Below are 18,084 nucleotides of genomic sequence, written 5' to 3' on the forward strand. Positions count from 1 at the left end.
GTATCATGGATTGTCAATCATTATTTCTTCTTTGTTGATCTGCCTGCAGCCCGCCAACTTTGCGATGATTGTAGTTTGTGCCGTTGCGGGCATTATCTTCGGGGCCATTCCGGGCCTGTCCGGCGGGCTTGGCATCACATTGCTGCTGCCGCTGACATTTGCGCTCAACACCAATATTTCATTCTGTATGCTGCTGGGCATGTACGTCGGAGGTGTTTCAGGCTCTTTTGTGGCTGCCGTGATGCTGGGCATTCCGGGTTCTAACTCTTCCATCGCGACCTGCTTCGACGGTTATCCCATGAGTCAGAAGGGTGAAACCGCCAAGGCGCTTGCGATCGGCATTATAGGATCGTTCATAGGAACTTTCTTTTCGGTCCTGATTGCCATCGGATTAAGTCCCGTGATTGCAGATCTCGCGCTGAAATTGGGAGCGTGGGAATATTTCAGCCTTTGCTTTTGCGCGATCACTCTTGTGGCGGCTTTGTCCAAGGGAAACCTGTTCAAGGGATTGATCGGCGCTACCGTCGGCCTGATTCTCGGGATTGTCGGCACCGATCCGGTAACAGGGCAAATCCGCTGGACCTTCGGCATGACCGGTTTGTCCGGCGGCGTGGATATCATCGCAGTCATGCTGGGCGTATACGCCCTGCAGCAGATTGCGGTCGACTTTGCAAAGGGAAGCCAGAGCCTGCCCGACGTGGGCAAAATGAATTTAAAAGGCCTTGGTCTAACGAAGGACGACCTGAGGCCCGGTGTCATGATCAAGTCCTTCCTCATCGGCCTTTGGATCGGTTTCCTTCCCGGGATGGGTTCCGGCCTTTCCAATATGGTCGCCTACAGCCAGGCAAAAACCAGCAGCAAATATCCTGAAAAATTCGGGACGGGGATTCCGGACGGCATCTGGGCTTCGGAAGTTGCAAACAATGCCTCGATCGGCGGCGCGCTGATTCCGATGATAGCGCTCGGGATTCCGGGCGACGGTGCCACGGCGCTTCTGCTGAGCGCGCTGATCCTTCACGGCCTGCAGCCAGGCCCGCTGATGATGCAGTCTTCGCCGGGAGTCACTTATATGATTTTTATGGCTTGTCTGGTCGCGGCAATTATTGTACTGCTGTTGGAGCTTGTGTTTAAACGGTGGTTCCCGCTGCTGCTGAAGGTTCCCTATCATTACCTGTACAGCGTCATTATCGTCATGTGCTATGTAGGCGCGTTCACCCAGACCAATACCATGTTCAATGTTTATATGATGGTGGCCTGCGCCATTCTCGGAATCGGCCTCATGATTGCCGAGATTCCGATGAGCCCGCTGATTCTCGCCTTTATTCTCGGTCCAAACGTGGAAAACTACTTCCGCAAGGGAATGAGCTACGGCGGAAACAGCATTGCGCCGTTTTTCACCAGGCCGGTTTCCTTAATCTTCTTATTGATCGCGTTCCTTGTAATGCTGAGTCCCTACATCAAGGATTTCAGATCCAGAAGAAAACAGGCGGCATGACAAGCGCTTTTCCTGAAAACCCTACATAATTATATTTCAATTTCATTATCTGGGTCCCATAAGACGGCTCTGCCGGACCACCGGAGTCCGACAGAGCTTTTATCGTTAAAACATTTTTCTGATGGAGGGCTATCGATTATGTTATCACCATTATCAGTTACATTATCACCGGAAGAATATATGCGAGGCTGCTGTGACCGGCCATGGGAATGGGCGATTCGCCCTTTCCGGGTGACGCCGCACGTTTACTACGTGAGCGGGAACACCTGGGTCGGCTGTTACCTGTTTGACACCGGAGACGGCTTGATCCTGCTGGATACCGCCATGCAGCCCAGCCTATACATGCTGTTGAGTTCCATTGATGCCTTAGGCTATCATCCCAAGGACATTAAGACCATCCTGCTCAGCCATGCGCATTATGACCATTGCGGCGGGGCCAAAGGAATGCAGGAACTGACCGGTGCTAAAACATATCTCGGGGAGCGCGACCTTGAATTTATGGAGCATCCGGAACTGATCTACCCTGACAGATATCCGTATAACCGCTTCAACGTTGACGAACTGTACCGCGACGATAAGCCCATTCAGCAGGGAAGGTTCACCATTCATACATTGTCCACACCCGGACACACCCCGGGATGCACCAGCTTCTTTTTTGAAGATACAGACGAAAGGACCAACAGGACCTATCGCTGTGCCATGCACGGCGGCGTTGGGCTGAATACGCTGGCCGACGACTATTTTATCACCACAGGCCAACCGGTCACGCTGCGCAGGGAATATCGGGAAAGCATAATCAAATGCAGCAGATATCAGGTGGATATTGCGATCGGTTCCCACCCCAATCAAACGAATATGCTGGAGCATTTAAAGAAGAACAGCGGCTGCGAATATCCGCAGTACGACCAGGACGCATGGATGAAAATGATCCGTTTCCGCCTTTCCCAGCTTACTGGCATTGAGTCTGAGTCAAAGCTTGAATTCTAAGAAGGCTGCCGGTAGTCCCAACATAGAAATGCGTATATGCCATTTTATTTTCAGGAGGAAATCATGAATAAATTCAATACTCCAATTGTAACAAAGATGCAGGTGATTCCAGTCGCAGGATATGACAGCATGCTGATGACGCTGAGCGGCGCTCACGCATCCTGCTTTACACGGAATCTCGTGCTTTTACAGGACAATACCGGTCATACCGGAATTGGTGAGATTCATGGCGGAGACTATACCTGCAGCGCGCTTCGCGGTGTCGCGGAGCTGGTGGAAGGGCAGCCGGTTGTAAAATACCGGTCCGTTCTGGACAAAATTCATAAAGCAGCTTCCCGGTCCGGGGAGGATGACGGAGAAGGAATCCAAAGCCTTGATATCAGCAAACTGAAATTTGTCGTTAAAGCGGAATGGGCCATCGAGTGTGCCCTGCTCGATCTGCTGGGACAGTATCTGGGAGTTCCCATGTGTGAGCTTCTTGGAAACGGCAGGCAAAGAGATCAGGTTGAAACCCTGGGTTATTTATTTTATGTCGAAGATAAGGATAAAGCACCCCGGATGAACTATCTGGATGAAAGCCAGAGTAAAGACCCCTGGTTTCGTCTGCGCCGAAAGAAGATGATGACTCCGGAGAGGATCGCTCTGCAGGCGGACACGCTGCACGGCAAATACGGTTTTCAGAATTTTAAGCTGAAAGGCGGCGTGCTTCCCGGCGATCAGGAAATGGAAGCGGTGCGCGCGGTAAAAAAAGAGTTTCCGCAGGGCCGCGTAAACATCGATCCGAATGGGGCCTGGAGTCTGAAGGAGGCTGTGGAATACTGCCGGGATATGCATGGGATACTGACTTACGTGGAAGATCCCTGCGGCCCCGAGCAGGGATTCAGCGGGCGTGAAATTCTGAGCGAATTCAAAAATGCAACCCATTTCCCGGTTGCGACTAATATGATCGCTACGGATTGGAGGCAATTTTATCATGCGGCGACACTGAAAAGTGTCGACATCGTATTGGCGGATCCTCATTTTTGGGGATTCGGCGGAAGCGTGCGCATGGCGCAGATTCTTCAGGAATGGGGCCTCACCTGGGGAATCCACTCCAACAATCATTTTGACATCACTTTGGCTGCCTACGCGCACGTGGCGGCGGCCGTACCCGGTAAGCCCGCTCCGATCGACACGCACTGGATCTGGCAGGACGGTCAAAACTTACTTAAAGATACGCCCAAGATTCGGAACGGGTTCCTTGAAGTCCCTGAAGGGCCGGGCCTTGGGGTAACGTTGGATACTGAGCGGGTTGAACAGGCGAACAAGCTTTACAATACTCTTTCAAGCCACGACCGGGATGATTCCGTAGCAATGCAGTATTTGATCCCGGGCTGGAAATTCGATTCCAAAAAGCCTGCGCTGGTCCGTCCGTAAGCGACACGGACAAAACCGAAAAGAACCAGGGGTTCTCTTCGGCCAATCAGATAACGGTATGAAGATTTTGGGCAAAGCCGATTAGTGCAGCCGCCAGCGTATAATTGATCGCGACCTCCGGCAGGGATAACGGCCATCGCCGGTTACATGAACGCCGGTCGGGCTGCCACTGGAATATCCGCCAGCGGGATGTTTGAACTCCAGCCTTGAATCGGGCCGCAATGCCTGTCCGGCTTTTAAGAGAGTCTTATGTCATGCATAACCTGTAAGTAAATAGCGTTTTTTCTGTCTGCTTACAGGTCGTTCCTTCTTTCAGCGCGTGGTTTTGATTCCTAACCGCCCGTATCGCCTGTGGCGATACGGGCGGTTTCATCTGCTGTTCGAAACGGGGCAGAAATTCTTGCTTAGACTGAAAACTGATACCCCAGTCCGCGTACGGTTTTCAAAAATACGGGCCTGTCGGGATTATCCTCGATCTTCATGCGCAGATGCCGGATATGTACCATGATGGTGTTGTCGTCCACGACCCGGTTCCCCCAGACATGATTATAGATCTGCTCTTTTGTAAGGATGCGGTTGAGGTTGCTCAGAAAATATTTCATCATCATGTTTTCCCGGCCCGAGAGCACGATTTCCGTCCCGTTTTTCATCAGGCGCATCTCGTCGCACAGGTATTGGAACGGACCGGCTTCGAGAACACCCTGCAGCCGTCTGCCGTCGATGCGGGACCGCCGGAGGCAGGCCTTGACCTTTGCGGTCAGGACGGGGGGGCTGAACGGTTTGGTGATATAGTCGTCCGCGCCGATTTCCAGCCCGAAGACCTTGTCGCAGTCTTCCTTTTTGCCGCTCAGTATGATCACCGGCGTCGTAATGCCGTGCGAACGTATTTCGCGCAGGGCCGAAAATCCGTCCATGCCGTCCATCATCACGTCGAGGAGAATCAGGTCGAATGTCTGCTTCCGCAGCATCGTCAGGGTATCCGAACCATTTGCGGCCTGAAAGGAGATCATTCCTTCGCTTTCCAATATTCTGGAGATTAATCTGCGGACGGCCTCTTCATCGTCGGCGATTAAAATTTTGAAATATTCCAATGCATACCACTCCTAATTTACATGATAGCATAAAAACCCCAACCTTAATATCTTTTAAGATAAATATTGGAAAAGTTTAAGATTCACAATTTATAATGACACTGTTGAAATGAGTTATTGAAAATAGATAAATCATGCTGCCGCTTTACCCGCTGAATTCGCTTTTAGGAGTATAGTTAGAAAAAATAAAGGCGGTGTGAAGGGAATGATCAAAAAAATCGGCGACACGGTGATCGCCGGCGTCGCTGCGGTTCTGATCCTTGTTTTGGCCTATGCGCTGTATACCGTTTACAACACCTACGTTACGACGGTGATCGAACAGCAGCAGCAACAGCTGCTGAACATTTCACGGTCCGTCTCCACAAGCATGGATCTGTCTATTTCGGAGCAGCTGACGGATATCACGATCCTGACGGGGACGCCCGGGTTTTCGGATTCCATGCGCAAATATTACCAGACCGGAGATATGAACGGACTGCAGGAGTATTTGCTGGCGTACATGTCGGGGCAGCGGCACGAACTTTCCGACGTTTACCTGATCGACAGGAACTGCAAAGTCATTTTCAAACACGGCCAGTATCCGTTTCATACGAAGATCGATGAAGCGAAACTCAATTTTCGGCGGCTTGCAGACCGCGGACTCACCGGAATCGGCTCGGTTTTTGAAATCGAGCCCCACCACTTCGGAATGACTCTGATCAACAGCATTTACATCGGCGATAGCTATATGGGAGCCGTCATCGGCATTGTCGATCTTCGGAATATCTATGAACAGTACGTCGCGCCGGTCGACAGGCAGGGGAAGGGCTACCTGATGGTTGAGGACCAGGCCGGCAACATCATCATGCATCCGCAGTCACAGATGATCGGGGTAAATTACTGGCAGGAAAGAAAGGCGCTTTCCGGTTCCCCGGCGTACCGCGCTTTTCTCGGGCTGCTGGACCAGGAACAGGCATGTGAGGAGGGGACTGCATTATACCGGACCGGCCCCCGGGAGCGGAGCACCTCGGGAGATCAGGACGAAATCGCGGCTTTTTCCCACATGAACGTCGGGGATACCTCCTGGTGCGTCCTCGCCGTCATGCCGCGGCGGGACGCCATGGAGCCGGTCGAGCAGAACCTGAGCCGGTTCGGTTTTCTCGCGATGGCGGTCTTTCTGCTATTTGCGCTGTGCACCACTGCCATTTACCGTCTGCAGAAAAAGCATCAGAAGCTGGAAATGAAAGCCCAGTACCTCAAAGACCTCAACACCACGCTGGAGGAGCTGAGCGAAAGCAGGGAGCAGATCCGGCATTACCAAAAACTGCAGTCGGTCGGCGCCCTCGCGGGGGGAGTCGCCCATGAGTTCAACAATCTTCTGACTCCGATCCTCGGGTATTCCGAACTGCTGCTGAGAAGGCTCAGAGAAAAAGACGAGTCTTACGGGGATGTCGAACAGATCCACGAAGCGGGCCTGCGCGCGAAAGAAATCGTGGAACAGCTGCTGCCGTTCTACCGAAGAGAGAACGATACGACCGCTTATGCGCCGGTCAGCCTGGACGCGGTGCTTACGGACGCGGTCAAAATGGTGCGCGTCATTCTGCCCGGCACCGTCGTTCTTCAGGAACGGTTGCAGAAAACGGGAGCCATGGTTTTCGGGAACGCGACGCAACTGAATCAGGTCCTGCTGAACCTTTGCTCCAACGCCAGCCAGGCGATGGAACCGGACGGCGGAACGCTGACCGTTGCGAATGAAATCATTCCGGTAGACTGCGTTTCCTCCGCCGACGGGAACCTTCGCGGAAGCGACTGCTACGCCCGAGTCACCATTGCGGATACCGGCTGCGGTATGAGCGAAGAAGTTTTAAAACGGATTTTCGAACCGTTCTTTACCACAAAGGAAATCGGAAAAGGGACGGGGCTGGGCCTTTCGGTGGTTCACAACATCATTTCGGGTCACGGCGGTTCGATTCGGGTGAAAACCGCCGTAGGAGCCGGCAGTATGTTCATCCTTCTCCTGCCGGTTATGGACCGGCCGGCGGGCGGCTTTGATGAGGAACCCCCGTCTTTGCCGCCGGTCGGGGACAAAGGGCACGGGACCCGCTCGATTCTGGCGCTGTGCGGCGAAAGGAAGGCTGCCGGTCTGCTTAAAAAGGGATTTGAAAGGAACGGATGGAAGGTCGATGCCCGGACGGATCCGCAGGAGGCGATGCGCCTGCTGAAGGAGACCACGGACAGTTATGATGCGCTGATCGTGGACGACAGCCTGTCCGGGTACAGGGGGACGGCTTTCGCGGAACAGGCCAGACTGCTGCAGTTCGCCGGTCCGATCGTCCTGACGGCCGGGATGCCGGACAGGGAGGTGTTTCTGATGAAAAAAAGAAAAATCCTGGATGACGTCGTCTTGAAGCCGTTCGATTTTTCCGATCTGTATGAGCGGATCCTTCGGCTTCTGGAATAGAAAACATCCGGCGGAAAGGGGATTTTCCCCTTCAGATAAAACAACATAGGAGGAATATTGATGAAAAGTGCAAAAAAGCAATGGCCCGTTTATCTCTGCACGGCTTTGCTGCTCCTGTCGGCGACGGCCTGCAGCTCGGCGGCAGCGCCCGCCGGCTCCGGCTCGACGGCGCCGGCTGCCTCCGGAAGCGGTTCTTCCGAAGCGTCCGTTCAAACCACGGATTACCCCAAAAAAGCGATGGAATTTGTCGCTCCGTCCGGAGCCGGCAGCGGATGGGACCTGACCATTCGGACGGTGGCGAAGTGCCTTCAGGACACGAAGCTGGTATCGGTTCCGATGCCTGTCACCAACGTGACCGGCGGTGGCGGCGGGGTCGCGCTCTCCTTCCTGGAGCAAAACAAAGAATCCGATAAAATCCTGGCGGTCTATTCGCCTCCGCTTTGTCTGATCCATCTGAACGGTTCCACCCCGCTGAACTACAAGGACAACACGACTCCGATCGCAAGGCTGATCACCGATTACGGCTGCTTCGCGGTCGCCAAGAATTCCAAATATAACTCCATCACCGAAGTCATGGACGCCCTGAAGAAGGACCCGAAATCGGTCAAGATCGGCGGTACTTCCTCGGCCGGTTCCATGGACCACGTCCAGTTCCTGAAGGTCGCCAAGGCGGCCGGCATTCAGGATCTCGACAAAATCGACTATATCAGCTTCCAGGACGGCCAGGCGACGGCGGAACTGATGGGCGGCCATGTCGATCTTGTGACAAGCGGAATCAGCGACACGGTCGGCCTTGTTGAAAGCGGCTCCGTCAAAGTGCTCGCCATCACGGCCGACAAGCGCGTCGGGACAGGGGTCATCGCGCAGATGCCCACCTGCGTTGAGCAGGGGATCAATGTTACATTTTATAACTGGCGCGGACTTTTCGGACCCAAAAATATGCCGGACTCGGCGTGCCGGTACTGGGAGGACACACTGAAGAAGATGAGCGAAACCCAGGAATGGAAAGAAAGCTGCGCGAAATACGGCTGGGATCTGGCGTATGCGAATTCCGAGGACTTCATGAAGTTCCTTGATCAGGAAAACGAAGGATATGCGTCCCTGCTCGATTCGATCGGCATGCTGAAAAACAAGTAAACGGGACCGCGGTCCTGAAAACCGCGTCCCCGGAGCCGGTGCGCCGGCCCAGTATCGAATGGGCCTGCACCGGCGGCGCCGGGGACACAGAGGAGGATCCTATGTTTATCAATATCAATATTCTGGCGGGGCTGGCAAGCATGCTGTTCGGCCTTGTTTACATGGTCCTGACGCTTCAGATACCGCACGCGACAATCGGGAACGCGTTTGCGCCGGCCATTTTCCCGATGATGGTCGGAGCCGCATTGTTCGTAAGCGGGATCGTCCTGATGACATCCGAGCTGAAAAAGGAACGGAGCGGGGGACAAACCGCGGAAAAAATCGAACTGAAATTCCACGGTTTTCGCACAATGAGGTTTGAGAACCGCATGATCCTGATCACCGTGCTTGCCGCTTTGCTCTATGCGCTGGTTTTCAATACTTTGGGATACGTCCTTTCGACGATCATTTTTCTGGGTATCCTGCTGTTCACCCTTAACGGCCGGAAAAAGTGGAAAACGAATCTGTTGGTCACACTGGTATTCAGCGTGGCGGTTTATGTCATCTTCACGCAGTTCCTTTATATTCCGCTGCCTGCCATGCCATTCGTCGATCTGTAAGGAGGAGTCTCTTTGAGTCAGATTTTTGCAAACCTTTGGTATGGGTTCGGCGTTTCCATGCAGCCGGCGAACCTTCTGCTTGTCACACTCGGCGGCGTTCTCGGCACCGTCATCGGCATGCTGCCCGGCCTGGGCCCGGCGACGGGCGTTGCGGTGCTGCTGCCCATGACCTATGCGATGAACCCCACCGGGGCGATGATCACCATGTGCGGGGTCTATTACGGAGCCATGTACGGCGGGTCGCGCGCGTCCATCCTGATCAACACGCCGGGGGACGGCGCGGCGATCGCCTCCACCTTTGACGGGTATCCGATGGCCATGCAGGGCCGCGCCGAGGCCGCGCTGGCCATCTCCGCCATCGCATCTTTCATCGGCGGCATGATCTCGAATCTTTTTATTACGTTTGCGGCGACGCCGATCGCGATGCTCGCGCTGAAATTCGGCCCGTCGGAATATTTTCTGCTGATGCTCGCCGCCCTGGCGATGACGGCCTCGATGAACAAGGGGAATGTCCTCAAGGGCTTTATCGGGATGTTCTTCGGCCTGGCGATTTCGACGGTGGGCCTGGACGCGCAGTCGGGAGTGGAACGCTTTACCTTCGGCAATCTGTCCCTTCAGTCCGGAATCGATTTCCTGGTCGTTATCATCGCGATGTACGCGCTGGGCGAGGTTTATAAAAGCTATAAGGATATCAGCGAAGGCAAAAAGAAGATGCAGACCAAATTCAAGCGGATCTGGATCACCCGAGAGGACTGGCAACATTCCTGGAAGGCGATTTTCAGGAGCTGCCCGCTCGGCTTCGTCATCGGGGCTCTTCCGGGGGCCGGCGGAACCATGGCTTCGCTGGTTTCCTACAATCTGGAAAAATCTCTTTCCAAACATCCGGAGGAGTTCGGGAAGGGAGCGATCGAAGGGCTTGCCGCGCCGGAGTCGGCCAATAACTCCGCCTCCGTGGGCGCCCTGATCCCCATGCTCACCCTGGGGGTCCCGGGTTCCGGCACCACCGCGGTCATGATGGGGGCGCTGCTGATGCTCGGGCTGCAGCCCGGCCCCTTGCTGTTCGAGCAGCATCCCGACGTGGCGTGGGGGCTGATCGCCAGCATGTTTATCGGCAACCTGATCCTTGCGCTTGTCAACATCCCGCTCGCCGGAGGGCTGGTCCGCGTGCTGTCCATTCCCCCGAAGGTCCTTTATCCCATCGTCATGGGCCTGGCCTTTATCGGGTGCTATGCGATTTCCAACCGGCTTTCCGATTTTTATCTGCTGATTATCTTCAGCCTTGTCGGCTACTTCTTCATGAAAGTGAATATCCCGACGGCTCCGATGATTCTTGCCGTGATCGTCGGCAACACCATGGAGGTTTCGTTCCGTCAGGCGCTTGTCGTATCCAACGGCTCGTACGGGATCTTCCTGTCATCGGCGGTGGATAAGATCCTCGCCGTCATCGTTGTGGTCAGCATTGTTTATCCGCTTGCAAAGACAATGGTGAACGGCATGCGGCGGAAAGAGACAGCTCATGCTTAAGCGGCATTTGGAGGTTTCACTATGAGATTAAAGCAAACGGCGGTGTCCGGAACAATGGAGTCGAGCGACGTGATGGTGACGCTTGCGCCGAACGGAGGCGGAGGAATCGAGATCGAACTGAACAGCCCGGTGGAAAAGCAGTTCGGCCGGGAGATGCGGGATGTGATCCGCGAAACTTTGAAGGGGCTCGGAGTGAAGGACGCGAAAGTGAAAGCGGTGGACAAAGGCGCGCTGGACTGTGTGATCCGGGCGAGAGTGAAGACGGCCGCCTACCGGGCGAGCGGAGAGAGCGAATACATATGGGAAGGTGCGCGGAAATGAAACAGCTGAGGCGGACGATGCTTTATGTGCCGGGGAACAATCCCGGCATGATCCGGGACGCGGGCATTTACGACGCGGACTGCATCATGTTTGATCTGGAGGATTCCGTGTCCGTCGCGGAAAAGGACTCGGCGCGCTTTCTGGTCTACGAGATGCTTCGGACCATCAAGTATCCGGGCAGGGAGCTGATCGTGCGGGTCAACGCGCTGGACACCCAGACGGGGATCGACGATCTGGAGGCCATGGTGCGCACCCGGAAGGCGGCGATCCGGCTGCCGAAGACCGAGTGCGCCCGGGATGTGGTGTTCTGCGACCAGCAGATCGGACGCGTCGAGAAGGAAAACGGCATTCCCGCCGGCTCCACCCGGATGATGGCGGCGGTCGAAAGCGCGAAGGGGGTCCTGAACGCGAGGGAGATCGCCCTGGCCAGCCCCCGGCTGATCGGGATCGCCATCGGGGCGGAGGATTACGTGACCGACCTGAAGACGAACCGCTCGCCGGAGGGGATCGAGCTGCTGTTCGGCCGCAGCATGGTACTGCTCGCGGCGCGGGCGGCGGGGATCGACGCCATCGACACGGTCTATTCCGACGTGAACAACGAAGAGGGATTCCGGAAAGAAGTCGCCCTGGTCAGGCAGCTCGGCTTCGACGGCAAGAGCATCATCAACCCGCGCCAGATCAAGCCGGTCCATGAGATCTACACCCCGTCCGGGAAAGAGATCGAAAAATCCCTCGCGATTATGGATGCGATCGAGGAGGCCCACAGAAAAGGCTCCGGCGTCATCGCGCTGAACGGGAAGATGATCGACAAGCCGATTGTGGCCCGCGCGCGGCGTGTGCTGGATCTGGCGCAGGCCTCGGGTCTGCTCAAGGGGGAGGGAAATGACATTGAAGACTGATTTGGAACAGATCCCGCACGCGGATGAGCTGAACCTGACGGGCGGTCTCTTTGCGCCGGACGGAGTCAAAAGGGACACCGATACGCATCTTGAAAGGGAAAAAAACCACAGCAAGGTGGTCGGCAGCCTGGAAGAGGCCGTCCGGCTGTCCGGGCTGAAAAACGGGATGACGATCTCCTTTCACCACCATTTCCGCAACGGCGACTATATTGTCAACATGGTCCTGGACAAACTGGCCGAGATGGGATTCCGCGACATGGTGCTGGCGGCGTCTTCCCTGACCGACTGCCACGCGCCGCTGATCCGGCACGTCAAAAGCGGGGTGATCCGCCGCATCGAGACCTCCGGCCTGCGGGGAGAGCTGGGCGAGGCGGTGTCGAAAGGCCTGATGGACGTCCCGGTGGTGTTCCGGTCGCACGGCGGCCGGGCCTACGCGGTCGAGACCGGGAAGCTGCCGATCGACGTCGCGTTCCTGGGGGCTCCTTCCTGCGATCCGTACGGCAACGCGAACGGGTACTCGCGCGAAAACGACAACGGGATCATGTGCGGGTCCATGGGGTACGCCAAGTGCGACGCCCAGTATGCGGAGAAGACGGTCGTCATCACCAACAACATCGTTCCCTACCCGAACACGCCGTTCGGGATACCGGAGTCGGATGTGGACTACATCGTCGAGGTCCCGGAAATCGGCGACCCGGATGGGATCATGTCCGGCGCGACCCGTTTCACCAAAAATCCGAAGGAGCTTCTGATCGCGGAGACGGCCGCGGGCGTGATCGAAGCGAGCGGGCGGTTTCAGGACGGCTTTTCCATCCAGATGGGAAGCGGCGGGGCTTCCCTGGCGGTCGCCAGGTTCCTGCGGGAGAAAATGCTGGCTCAAAAAATCAAAGCGAGTTTTGCCTTGGGAGGAATCACGGGCTCGGTGGTCGATCTCTATGACGAGGGCCTGGTCAAGAAGATCCTGGACGTGCAGAGCTTCGACCTGAAGGCGGCGCAGTCGCTGAAGAACAACCGCTTTCACCAGCAGATTTCCGCGTCGTATTACGCGAGCCCCGGCAACATGGGGACGGCGGTCAACCAGCTCGACGTCGTCGTCCTGTCGGCTCTCGAAGTCGACTGCGGTTTCAACGTCAATGTCCTGACCGGTTCCAACGGCGTGATCCGCGGCGCGATCGGAGGCCATCCGGACACGGCGTTCGGCGCCTCCGTCTCCATCGTGGTCGTGCCCCTGACCAGGGGGCGCATCCCCTGCGTAGTCTCCAAAGTCAACACGGTCGTGACCCCGGGAAGCACGGTCGACGTGGTGGTCACGGACCAGGGGACCGCCGTGAATCCGCGGAGGAAGGAACTCGCCGGGAGGCTGGCTGCCGCCGGCCTGCCGGTCTGCACGATCGGGGAGCTCCGGGAGCGGGCGGAGCGGATCGTCGGAAAGCCGGAGCCGGTCGAGTACACCGATCGGGTGGTCGGCGTCGTCACGTATCGGGACGGCTCCGTCATCGACCTCATCCGGCAGGTGAAGGACTGACGCCGTTTTTCAAAGAAGTGAGAAAAGACCGGCTGGAAAGCGATTTCCCGCCGGCCTTTTTAAAATGGGAGGGTTTACGCTGGAAATTTTATTTGGAAATCCGTTTACCGGAAGGCTGCTGTGCCGGACAAAGGAATTTCTGAACCGGTCCGGCCTGGACTATGAAGACGGGATCGAATGCACGGTCGACGCCGTGGAAAACGGCGAAATCCTGGCGACCGGCTCCCGGCAGGGAAATGTCTTGAAATGCATCGCCGTGTCCGGAGAGCGCAGGGGAACGGGCCTGTCGTCGGTGATTGTGACGAACCTGGTGAAAAACGCGGCGCTGGAATCTATCTTTCATCTGTTTCTGTATACGAAACCGGAGAACCGGAGCGTCTTCGGCGGCCTCGGGTTTTATCCGATCGCCGCCACCCGTGACGTCCTTCTGATGGAAAACGCCAAAGACGGCGTCCGGAAATTCGTCGAGGGGCTGGAATGTCCCGTGAAGGAAGGAAAAATCGGGAGTATCGTCGCAAACGCCGACCCGTTTACCAACGGGCATCTTTATCTGACCGAGGCGGCGGCCAGATCCTGTGATCTGGTGCATCTGTTCATCCTGTCGGAGGACCGGTCCGAGTTTTCCGCGGACGTCCGTCTCCGCCTCGCGAAACAGGCGGTGGCGTCCCTTCCGAATGTCGTCGTGCATCCGACGGGGAGTTACCTGATCTCCGGCGCGACCTTTCCCGACTATTTTATCCGCGACAAAACACGGGTGAAAGAAATCTGCGGAGAGCTCGACCTCGCCGTTTTCCTGCAGCAGTTCGCGGGACCGCTTCATATTTCCTGCCGCTTTGCCGGCTCGGAGCCTTTTTCCCCCGTGACGGAAAGCTACAACCGGGCGATGATCCGCGCCCTGCCCCGGGGAGGAGTCAGCGTGGTCATCGTTCCGCGGCTGGAACGGGAGGGGGAGGCGGTCAGCGCGGGGCGCGTCCGCGAACTGCTGTGCCAGGGAAACCTGCGGGCTGTCCGGGCTCTTGTGCCCGCTTCAACCTATCAATATCTGGAGGGACGGCATGGCGGTTCGACGTGAGGAAGAAATGCCGGAGGAAAGTCCGGCAACCCTGAAAGAAATTTTGTACGCGCGCGAACTGCGCACGAACTGCCAGCGCCGACTCCTCGCTGAATTCGGCAGGCCGCTGGTCAGCTTTACCCTGAACATCGCGGGCGGCCGCAAAGCGTTTCCGCTGGCGGAGCGCACGTTCCGGGAGGGAAAGTGGCTGATTGCACGGGAACTGGAGCGGGCCGGAATCCCGGTTGCCGTTTACAGGGAGGACTGCGGCAGGACAGGTTATGCCGGCTTTTACGCAGTGGACGCCGGCGCGGAGCGGGTCAAGCGGCTGGCGGCCGCGATCGAGGAAAGCGGCCCGCTCGGACGGCTGTTCGACATCGATGTGCTGCGCCGGGACGGGACGAAAATCTCTCGGGAGGACATCGGGCTTCCGGAGCGCACATGCCTGATCTGCGGAAAGCCGGCGCTGCTCTGTTCCCGCAGCGCCGCCCATCCGGTTGAAGAAGTGGTACGTAAAACGCAAGAGATCATGCGAAGCTGCTTTCAGGAGCAGTATGCGGGCCGCGTCGCGCAGTCGGCCGTCCGGGCGATGCTTTACGAGGTCGCGGTGACGCCGAAACCGGGGCTTGTGGACCGGGAGGGGAACGGCGCGCATCGGGACATGGATATCTTCACCTTTTTCGACAGTATTTCGGCCCTTGCGCCGTGTTTTCGGAGATTTGTCCAAGAGGGGCTCGACTTCCGCGGGGAGCCGCGGAAACTGCTCGCGTCCTGCCGGTATTCTGGGCTGCTGGCGGAGGACGCCATGTTCCGGGCGACGGGCGGGGTCAACACCCACAAGGGGCTGATTTTTTCGTTGGGCGTCCTGTGCGCCGCGATGGGATATCTGCATGGGAACGGCCTGCCGGAGGACATGGACGCCGTTTTGGAGGCCTGTTCGGAAATCGCTGCCCCGGCGCGCGGCGAGCTCGAAAAAGCTCCGAAAGGACCGCCGACTCATGGGGAAAAAGCGTATTCGGAGTGCGGGTTTTCAGGCGCGCGGGGAGAGGCGGCGAAAGGATTTCCGCACGTGAAAAGCATTGCGCTTCCTCTGCTGCGGTCCCTGCGGAAAGCGGGCCTCTCCCCGAATGACGCCGGCGTCGCCGTACTCCTGCATCTGATTTCCCGGGTCGACGATACCAATGCGGTATCCCGTTCCGGCCTCGCGACCTACCGGGCGGTTCAGTCGGAGGTCCAGAAATGCCTGAGCGAAACATCGGAGCCGAAGGAATTGCTGAATTTGGCCCGCGGGCTGAATGAAAAATTCATCTCGCTGAATATCAGCCCGGGAGGCTGCGCTGATCTGCTTGCCGTTACATTTTTTCTTTCCTTTCTCTTCCCCGGACCCCAATGAGACCAGAGGCGGACCAAATGAGTTTCAAAGAATACGAAGACCCGTTCAAACACTTAAAAGAAGAGTAAAAAAGTAACGCCAATGTGCGTCTGGCGTTACTCATTTTACACCTTTAGGTGCCGCTGGTATGATGCCCATTTCTAAATACTTTGTCTTGAGACTGAAAGCTGAGCTGTTTTGATGGCTGCGCCGGATCAGCCGGAGGGCGTTCCTTCACTGAAGTCCAGCAGGACCTTCAACATTGTCCCGGAATTCCGATCAAAGTCGGAAAACGCCCGGGCTGCTTGTTCAAAGAGATAAATGTCGGTGACGACTTTACCAGGGTCGGCCTTCCCCTCCCGGGTCAGCCGGATCACCCGCAGGAAATCCTCATTCCGCGCGTTCCGGGAACCAAACAGATTCAGTTCCTTTTTCTGAAGGATAGTAAAGTCAAAATCCGCGTGCTGTTTTCCCACACCGATCTGCACCACTCTGCCGCCGTAAGCGGAAGCGTCCACACAGTCCTGAAAAGTCGATGGGCTTCCCACGGCTTCCACCGTGACATCGAAGCCGTCCCGGCCGGTGACGGAAGCGACCTGCTCCCTGAAATGTCCGCTGCTGTCGTTCAGAACCGTCCCCGCGAACCCAAACCGGGTCTGCGCGTAATCCAGCTTCGCCGGAGCGATGTCGGCAAGATAAACCTCGCCGCCCGCCAGTTTGGCGGAAAGTGCCGCCAGGACTCCAATCGTCCCGGCTCCCACGACCAGGACCCTCTCTCCGGGCTTCAGCCCCGCCCTGGCGATACCGTGATAGCCGATGCAGAACGGTTCGACCAACGCCAGCAGTTTCGGGGAGATTCCCCCGCCGTCAAAAAGGCGTTCTGCCGGCATGGTGAAATATTCCGAAAAGGCCCCGTCCCTCTGCACGCCCATCGTTTCGTTCGTTTCACAGCAGTTGACCAGCCCGCGGCGGCAGGAATAGCAGCGGCCGCAGTTGAAATACGGATTCGCAGTCACGATGCTCCCCTTTTTCAGACCCGCTGAATTCGGGGCGATCTCCACGACCTCGGCGGAAAACTCGTGCCCTGGAACACGGGGATACGAAGCATAGGCCATGCTGCCGCGGTAAGTGCTGAGGTCGCTTCCGCAGATTCCGCCGTACAGCATTTTCAGAAGAGCGTCCCCTTTTTCGGGATGGAATTCCGGTAACGGTCCCTCCCGGACCTCGACCTGATACGGTTTTTGAATGAATAAGTATTTCAAAAGCTTCCCCCCGATGTATGAAAGATTTGTCTGTCACAAATTTCCCCTTTTTTATATCATATAACCCGGAGACCGGGACTGTCAAGGCGAATAAGTCATGAGCTTTGCCCTCAGTTTTCTCCGCTCGGCCCGGCGGCAAGGATTCCCTTTAGCCATTCCACGCAGAGAGGTGCCCACGACGCGATGTGCGGGTCCGCGAAGCGCGATTTTGCCGTTTCCTCCACTTCCGGGGTCGCCAGCGAAAGTCCGTGAACGCCCCGGTCGTAAAGATGGAGTTCACAGGGAATCCCCTGTTCCAGCAGCGCCTGAGCAAACAGAACGGAGTTTTCGGCCGGAACGTCCCGGTCAGAAACGGTATGCCACAGGAACACCGGCGGCATGTCGGGACCGACCCGGCGCTCCAGGGAAAACCGATCCTGATCCCTCCGGTCGGGAAACAGGCGGTCAAAGCTCTCCCGGTGGGAAAACCGGCCGGAGGTGATGACCGGATAGCCCAGAACCACCGCGTTGGGTCTGTGCGAGAGCCTGACGTTTTCACTCGGGAAAACCGTGCGGTCGTTCCAGAAGGCCCCCAGACTTGCCGCAAGATGTCCGCCGGCCGAAAAGCCGCATACGGCAATCCGGTCCGGGCGGATGCAAAGTTCCGCCGCGTGCCCGCGCAGCTCCGAGACCGCCCAGGAAAGATCCATCAGCGGGTGTGTGCGGAGCGGAGGGTTCTCCACCGTGTACCGCAGGACGAAAGCGTGAAAACCGTTTGCGGAAAACATCCGCGCGACCGGCCCGCTCTCACGCGGCGACAGCCAGGAGTAGCCCCCTCCCGGGCAGATGACGACCGCCGGCAAAGCCCCGCCGGTTTCGGCGGGAAAGCAGGTCAGTTCCGCAGCGCCGTCGGGTTTATGCAAAATCTGTTGCAACCGTATTCCCTCCTCCGGAAGCGAATTTTTTGGCGAACGGCCTCATGGCGT

15 protein-coding genes are annotated in these 18,084 nt (G+C 57.0%); 12 read left to right on the forward strand and 3 right to left on the reverse strand.

Annotated features, from left to right (window positions below; translation table 11 throughout):
- Positions 1-10: 10 nt before the first annotated feature.
- The 3 genes from EQM14_RS02615 (at position 11) to EQM14_RS02625 (ending at position 3,898) form a co-directional block, all read left to right on the forward strand.
- Entirely contained in the window at positions 11-1,495 is a 1,485-nt protein-coding gene (locus EQM14_RS02615) for a tripartite tricarboxylate transporter permease (RefSeq protein ID WP_243112592.1), read from the forward strand.
- A gap of 180 nt (positions 1,496-1,675) precedes the next feature.
- A complete protein-coding gene (locus EQM14_RS02620; protein ID WP_164918932.1) occupies positions 1,676-2,482 on the forward strand; it encodes an MBL fold metallo-hydrolase in 807 nt (268 codons plus the stop codon).
- Positions 2,483-2,545: 63 nt separating this feature from the next.
- Positions 2,546-3,898 carry an enolase C-terminal domain-like protein gene (locus tag EQM14_RS02625; RefSeq protein ID WP_128741490.1) on the forward strand — a complete coding sequence of 451 codons (1,353 nt, stop codon included), beginning with the start codon at positions 2,546-2,548 and terminating at the stop codon, positions 3,896-3,898.
- Positions 3,899-4,302: 404 nt separating this feature from the next.
- Here the strand turns inward: EQM14_RS02625 and EQM14_RS02630 are convergent, their stop codons facing one another.
- Complete coding sequence (locus EQM14_RS02630) at positions 4,303-4,989, reverse strand: response regulator transcription factor (RefSeq protein WP_243112593.1); 687 nt, start codon at positions 4,987-4,989, stop codon at positions 4,303-4,305.
- Positions 4,990-5,194: 205 nt separating this feature from the next.
- On the opposite strand from EQM14_RS02630, the gene EQM14_RS02635 reads away from it, so the two are divergent.
- The 9 genes from EQM14_RS02635 to citX all read left to right on the forward strand — a co-directional run bounded on the left by EQM14_RS02635 (position 5,195) and on the right by citX (position 15,878).
- Positions 5,195-7,429 (forward strand): sensor histidine kinase, encoded by a 2,235-nt coding sequence (locus EQM14_RS02635; protein ID WP_128741491.1) that lies wholly within the window; start codon positions 5,195-5,197, stop codon positions 7,427-7,429.
- A 60-nt stretch (positions 7,430-7,489) separates the two neighbouring features.
- Positions 7,490-8,566, forward strand: a complete 1,077-nt coding sequence (locus tag EQM14_RS02640) for a tripartite tricarboxylate transporter substrate binding protein (protein WP_128741492.1) — start codon at positions 7,490-7,492, stop codon at positions 8,564-8,566.
- A gap of 101 nt (positions 8,567-8,667) precedes the next feature.
- Positions 8,668-9,165: a tripartite tricarboxylate transporter TctB family protein gene (locus EQM14_RS02645; RefSeq protein ID WP_128741493.1), complete on the forward strand. Its 498-nt coding sequence runs from the start codon at positions 8,668-8,670 to the stop codon at positions 9,163-9,165.
- A gap of 12 nt (positions 9,166-9,177) precedes the next feature.
- Positions 9,178-10,689 carry a tripartite tricarboxylate transporter permease gene (locus EQM14_RS02650; protein ID WP_243112594.1) on the forward strand — a complete coding sequence of 504 codons (1,512 nt, stop codon included), beginning with the start codon at positions 9,178-9,180 and terminating at the stop codon, positions 10,687-10,689.
- 21 nt (positions 10,690-10,710) lie between these two features.
- Complete coding sequence (gene citD, locus EQM14_RS02655) at positions 10,711-11,010, forward strand: citrate lyase acyl carrier protein (protein ID WP_128741494.1); 300 nt, start codon at positions 10,711-10,713, stop codon at positions 11,008-11,010.
- Positions 11,007-11,909, forward strand: coding sequence for a citrate (pro-3S)-lyase subunit beta (citE, locus tag EQM14_RS02660; protein WP_128741495.1), 903 nt, complete (start codon positions 11,007-11,009; stop codon positions 11,907-11,909). The genes citD and citE overlap by 4 nt, the downstream gene beginning before the upstream one ends.
- A complete protein-coding gene (gene citF / locus EQM14_RS02665; RefSeq protein WP_128741496.1) occupies positions 11,893-13,434 on the forward strand; it encodes a citrate lyase subunit alpha in 1,542 nt (513 codons plus the stop codon). Before citE ends, citF begins: the two co-directional genes overlap by 17 nt.
- A gap of 64 nt (positions 13,435-13,498) precedes the next feature.
- Entirely contained in the window at positions 13,499-14,506 is a 1,008-nt protein-coding gene (citC, locus tag EQM14_RS02670; RefSeq protein ID WP_128741497.1) for a [citrate (pro-3S)-lyase] ligase, read from the forward strand.
- Complete coding sequence (gene citX / locus EQM14_RS02675; RefSeq protein WP_128741498.1) at positions 14,490-15,878, forward strand: citrate lyase holo-[acyl-carrier protein] synthase; 1,389 nt, start codon at positions 14,490-14,492, stop codon at positions 15,876-15,878. Before citC ends, citX begins: the two co-directional genes overlap by 17 nt.
- A 194-nt stretch (positions 15,879-16,072) precedes the next feature.
- On the opposite strand, the gene EQM14_RS02680 is transcribed toward citX, so the two are convergent.
- A complete protein-coding gene (locus EQM14_RS02680; protein ID WP_128741499.1) occupies positions 16,073-17,119 on the reverse strand; it encodes a zinc-binding alcohol dehydrogenase family protein in 1,047 nt (348 codons plus the stop codon).
- Between the two features lie 110 nt (positions 17,120-17,229).
- Entirely contained in the window at positions 17,230-18,033 is an 804-nt protein-coding gene (locus tag EQM14_RS02685; RefSeq protein ID WP_128741500.1) for an alpha/beta hydrolase, read from the reverse strand.
- Positions 18,034-18,084: the final 51 nt, after the last annotated feature.

The organism is Caproiciproducens sp. NJN-50 (assembly GCF_004103755.1).
Taxonomy (GTDB): domain Bacteria; phylum Bacillota; class Clostridia; order Oscillospirales; family Acutalibacteraceae; genus Caproicibacter.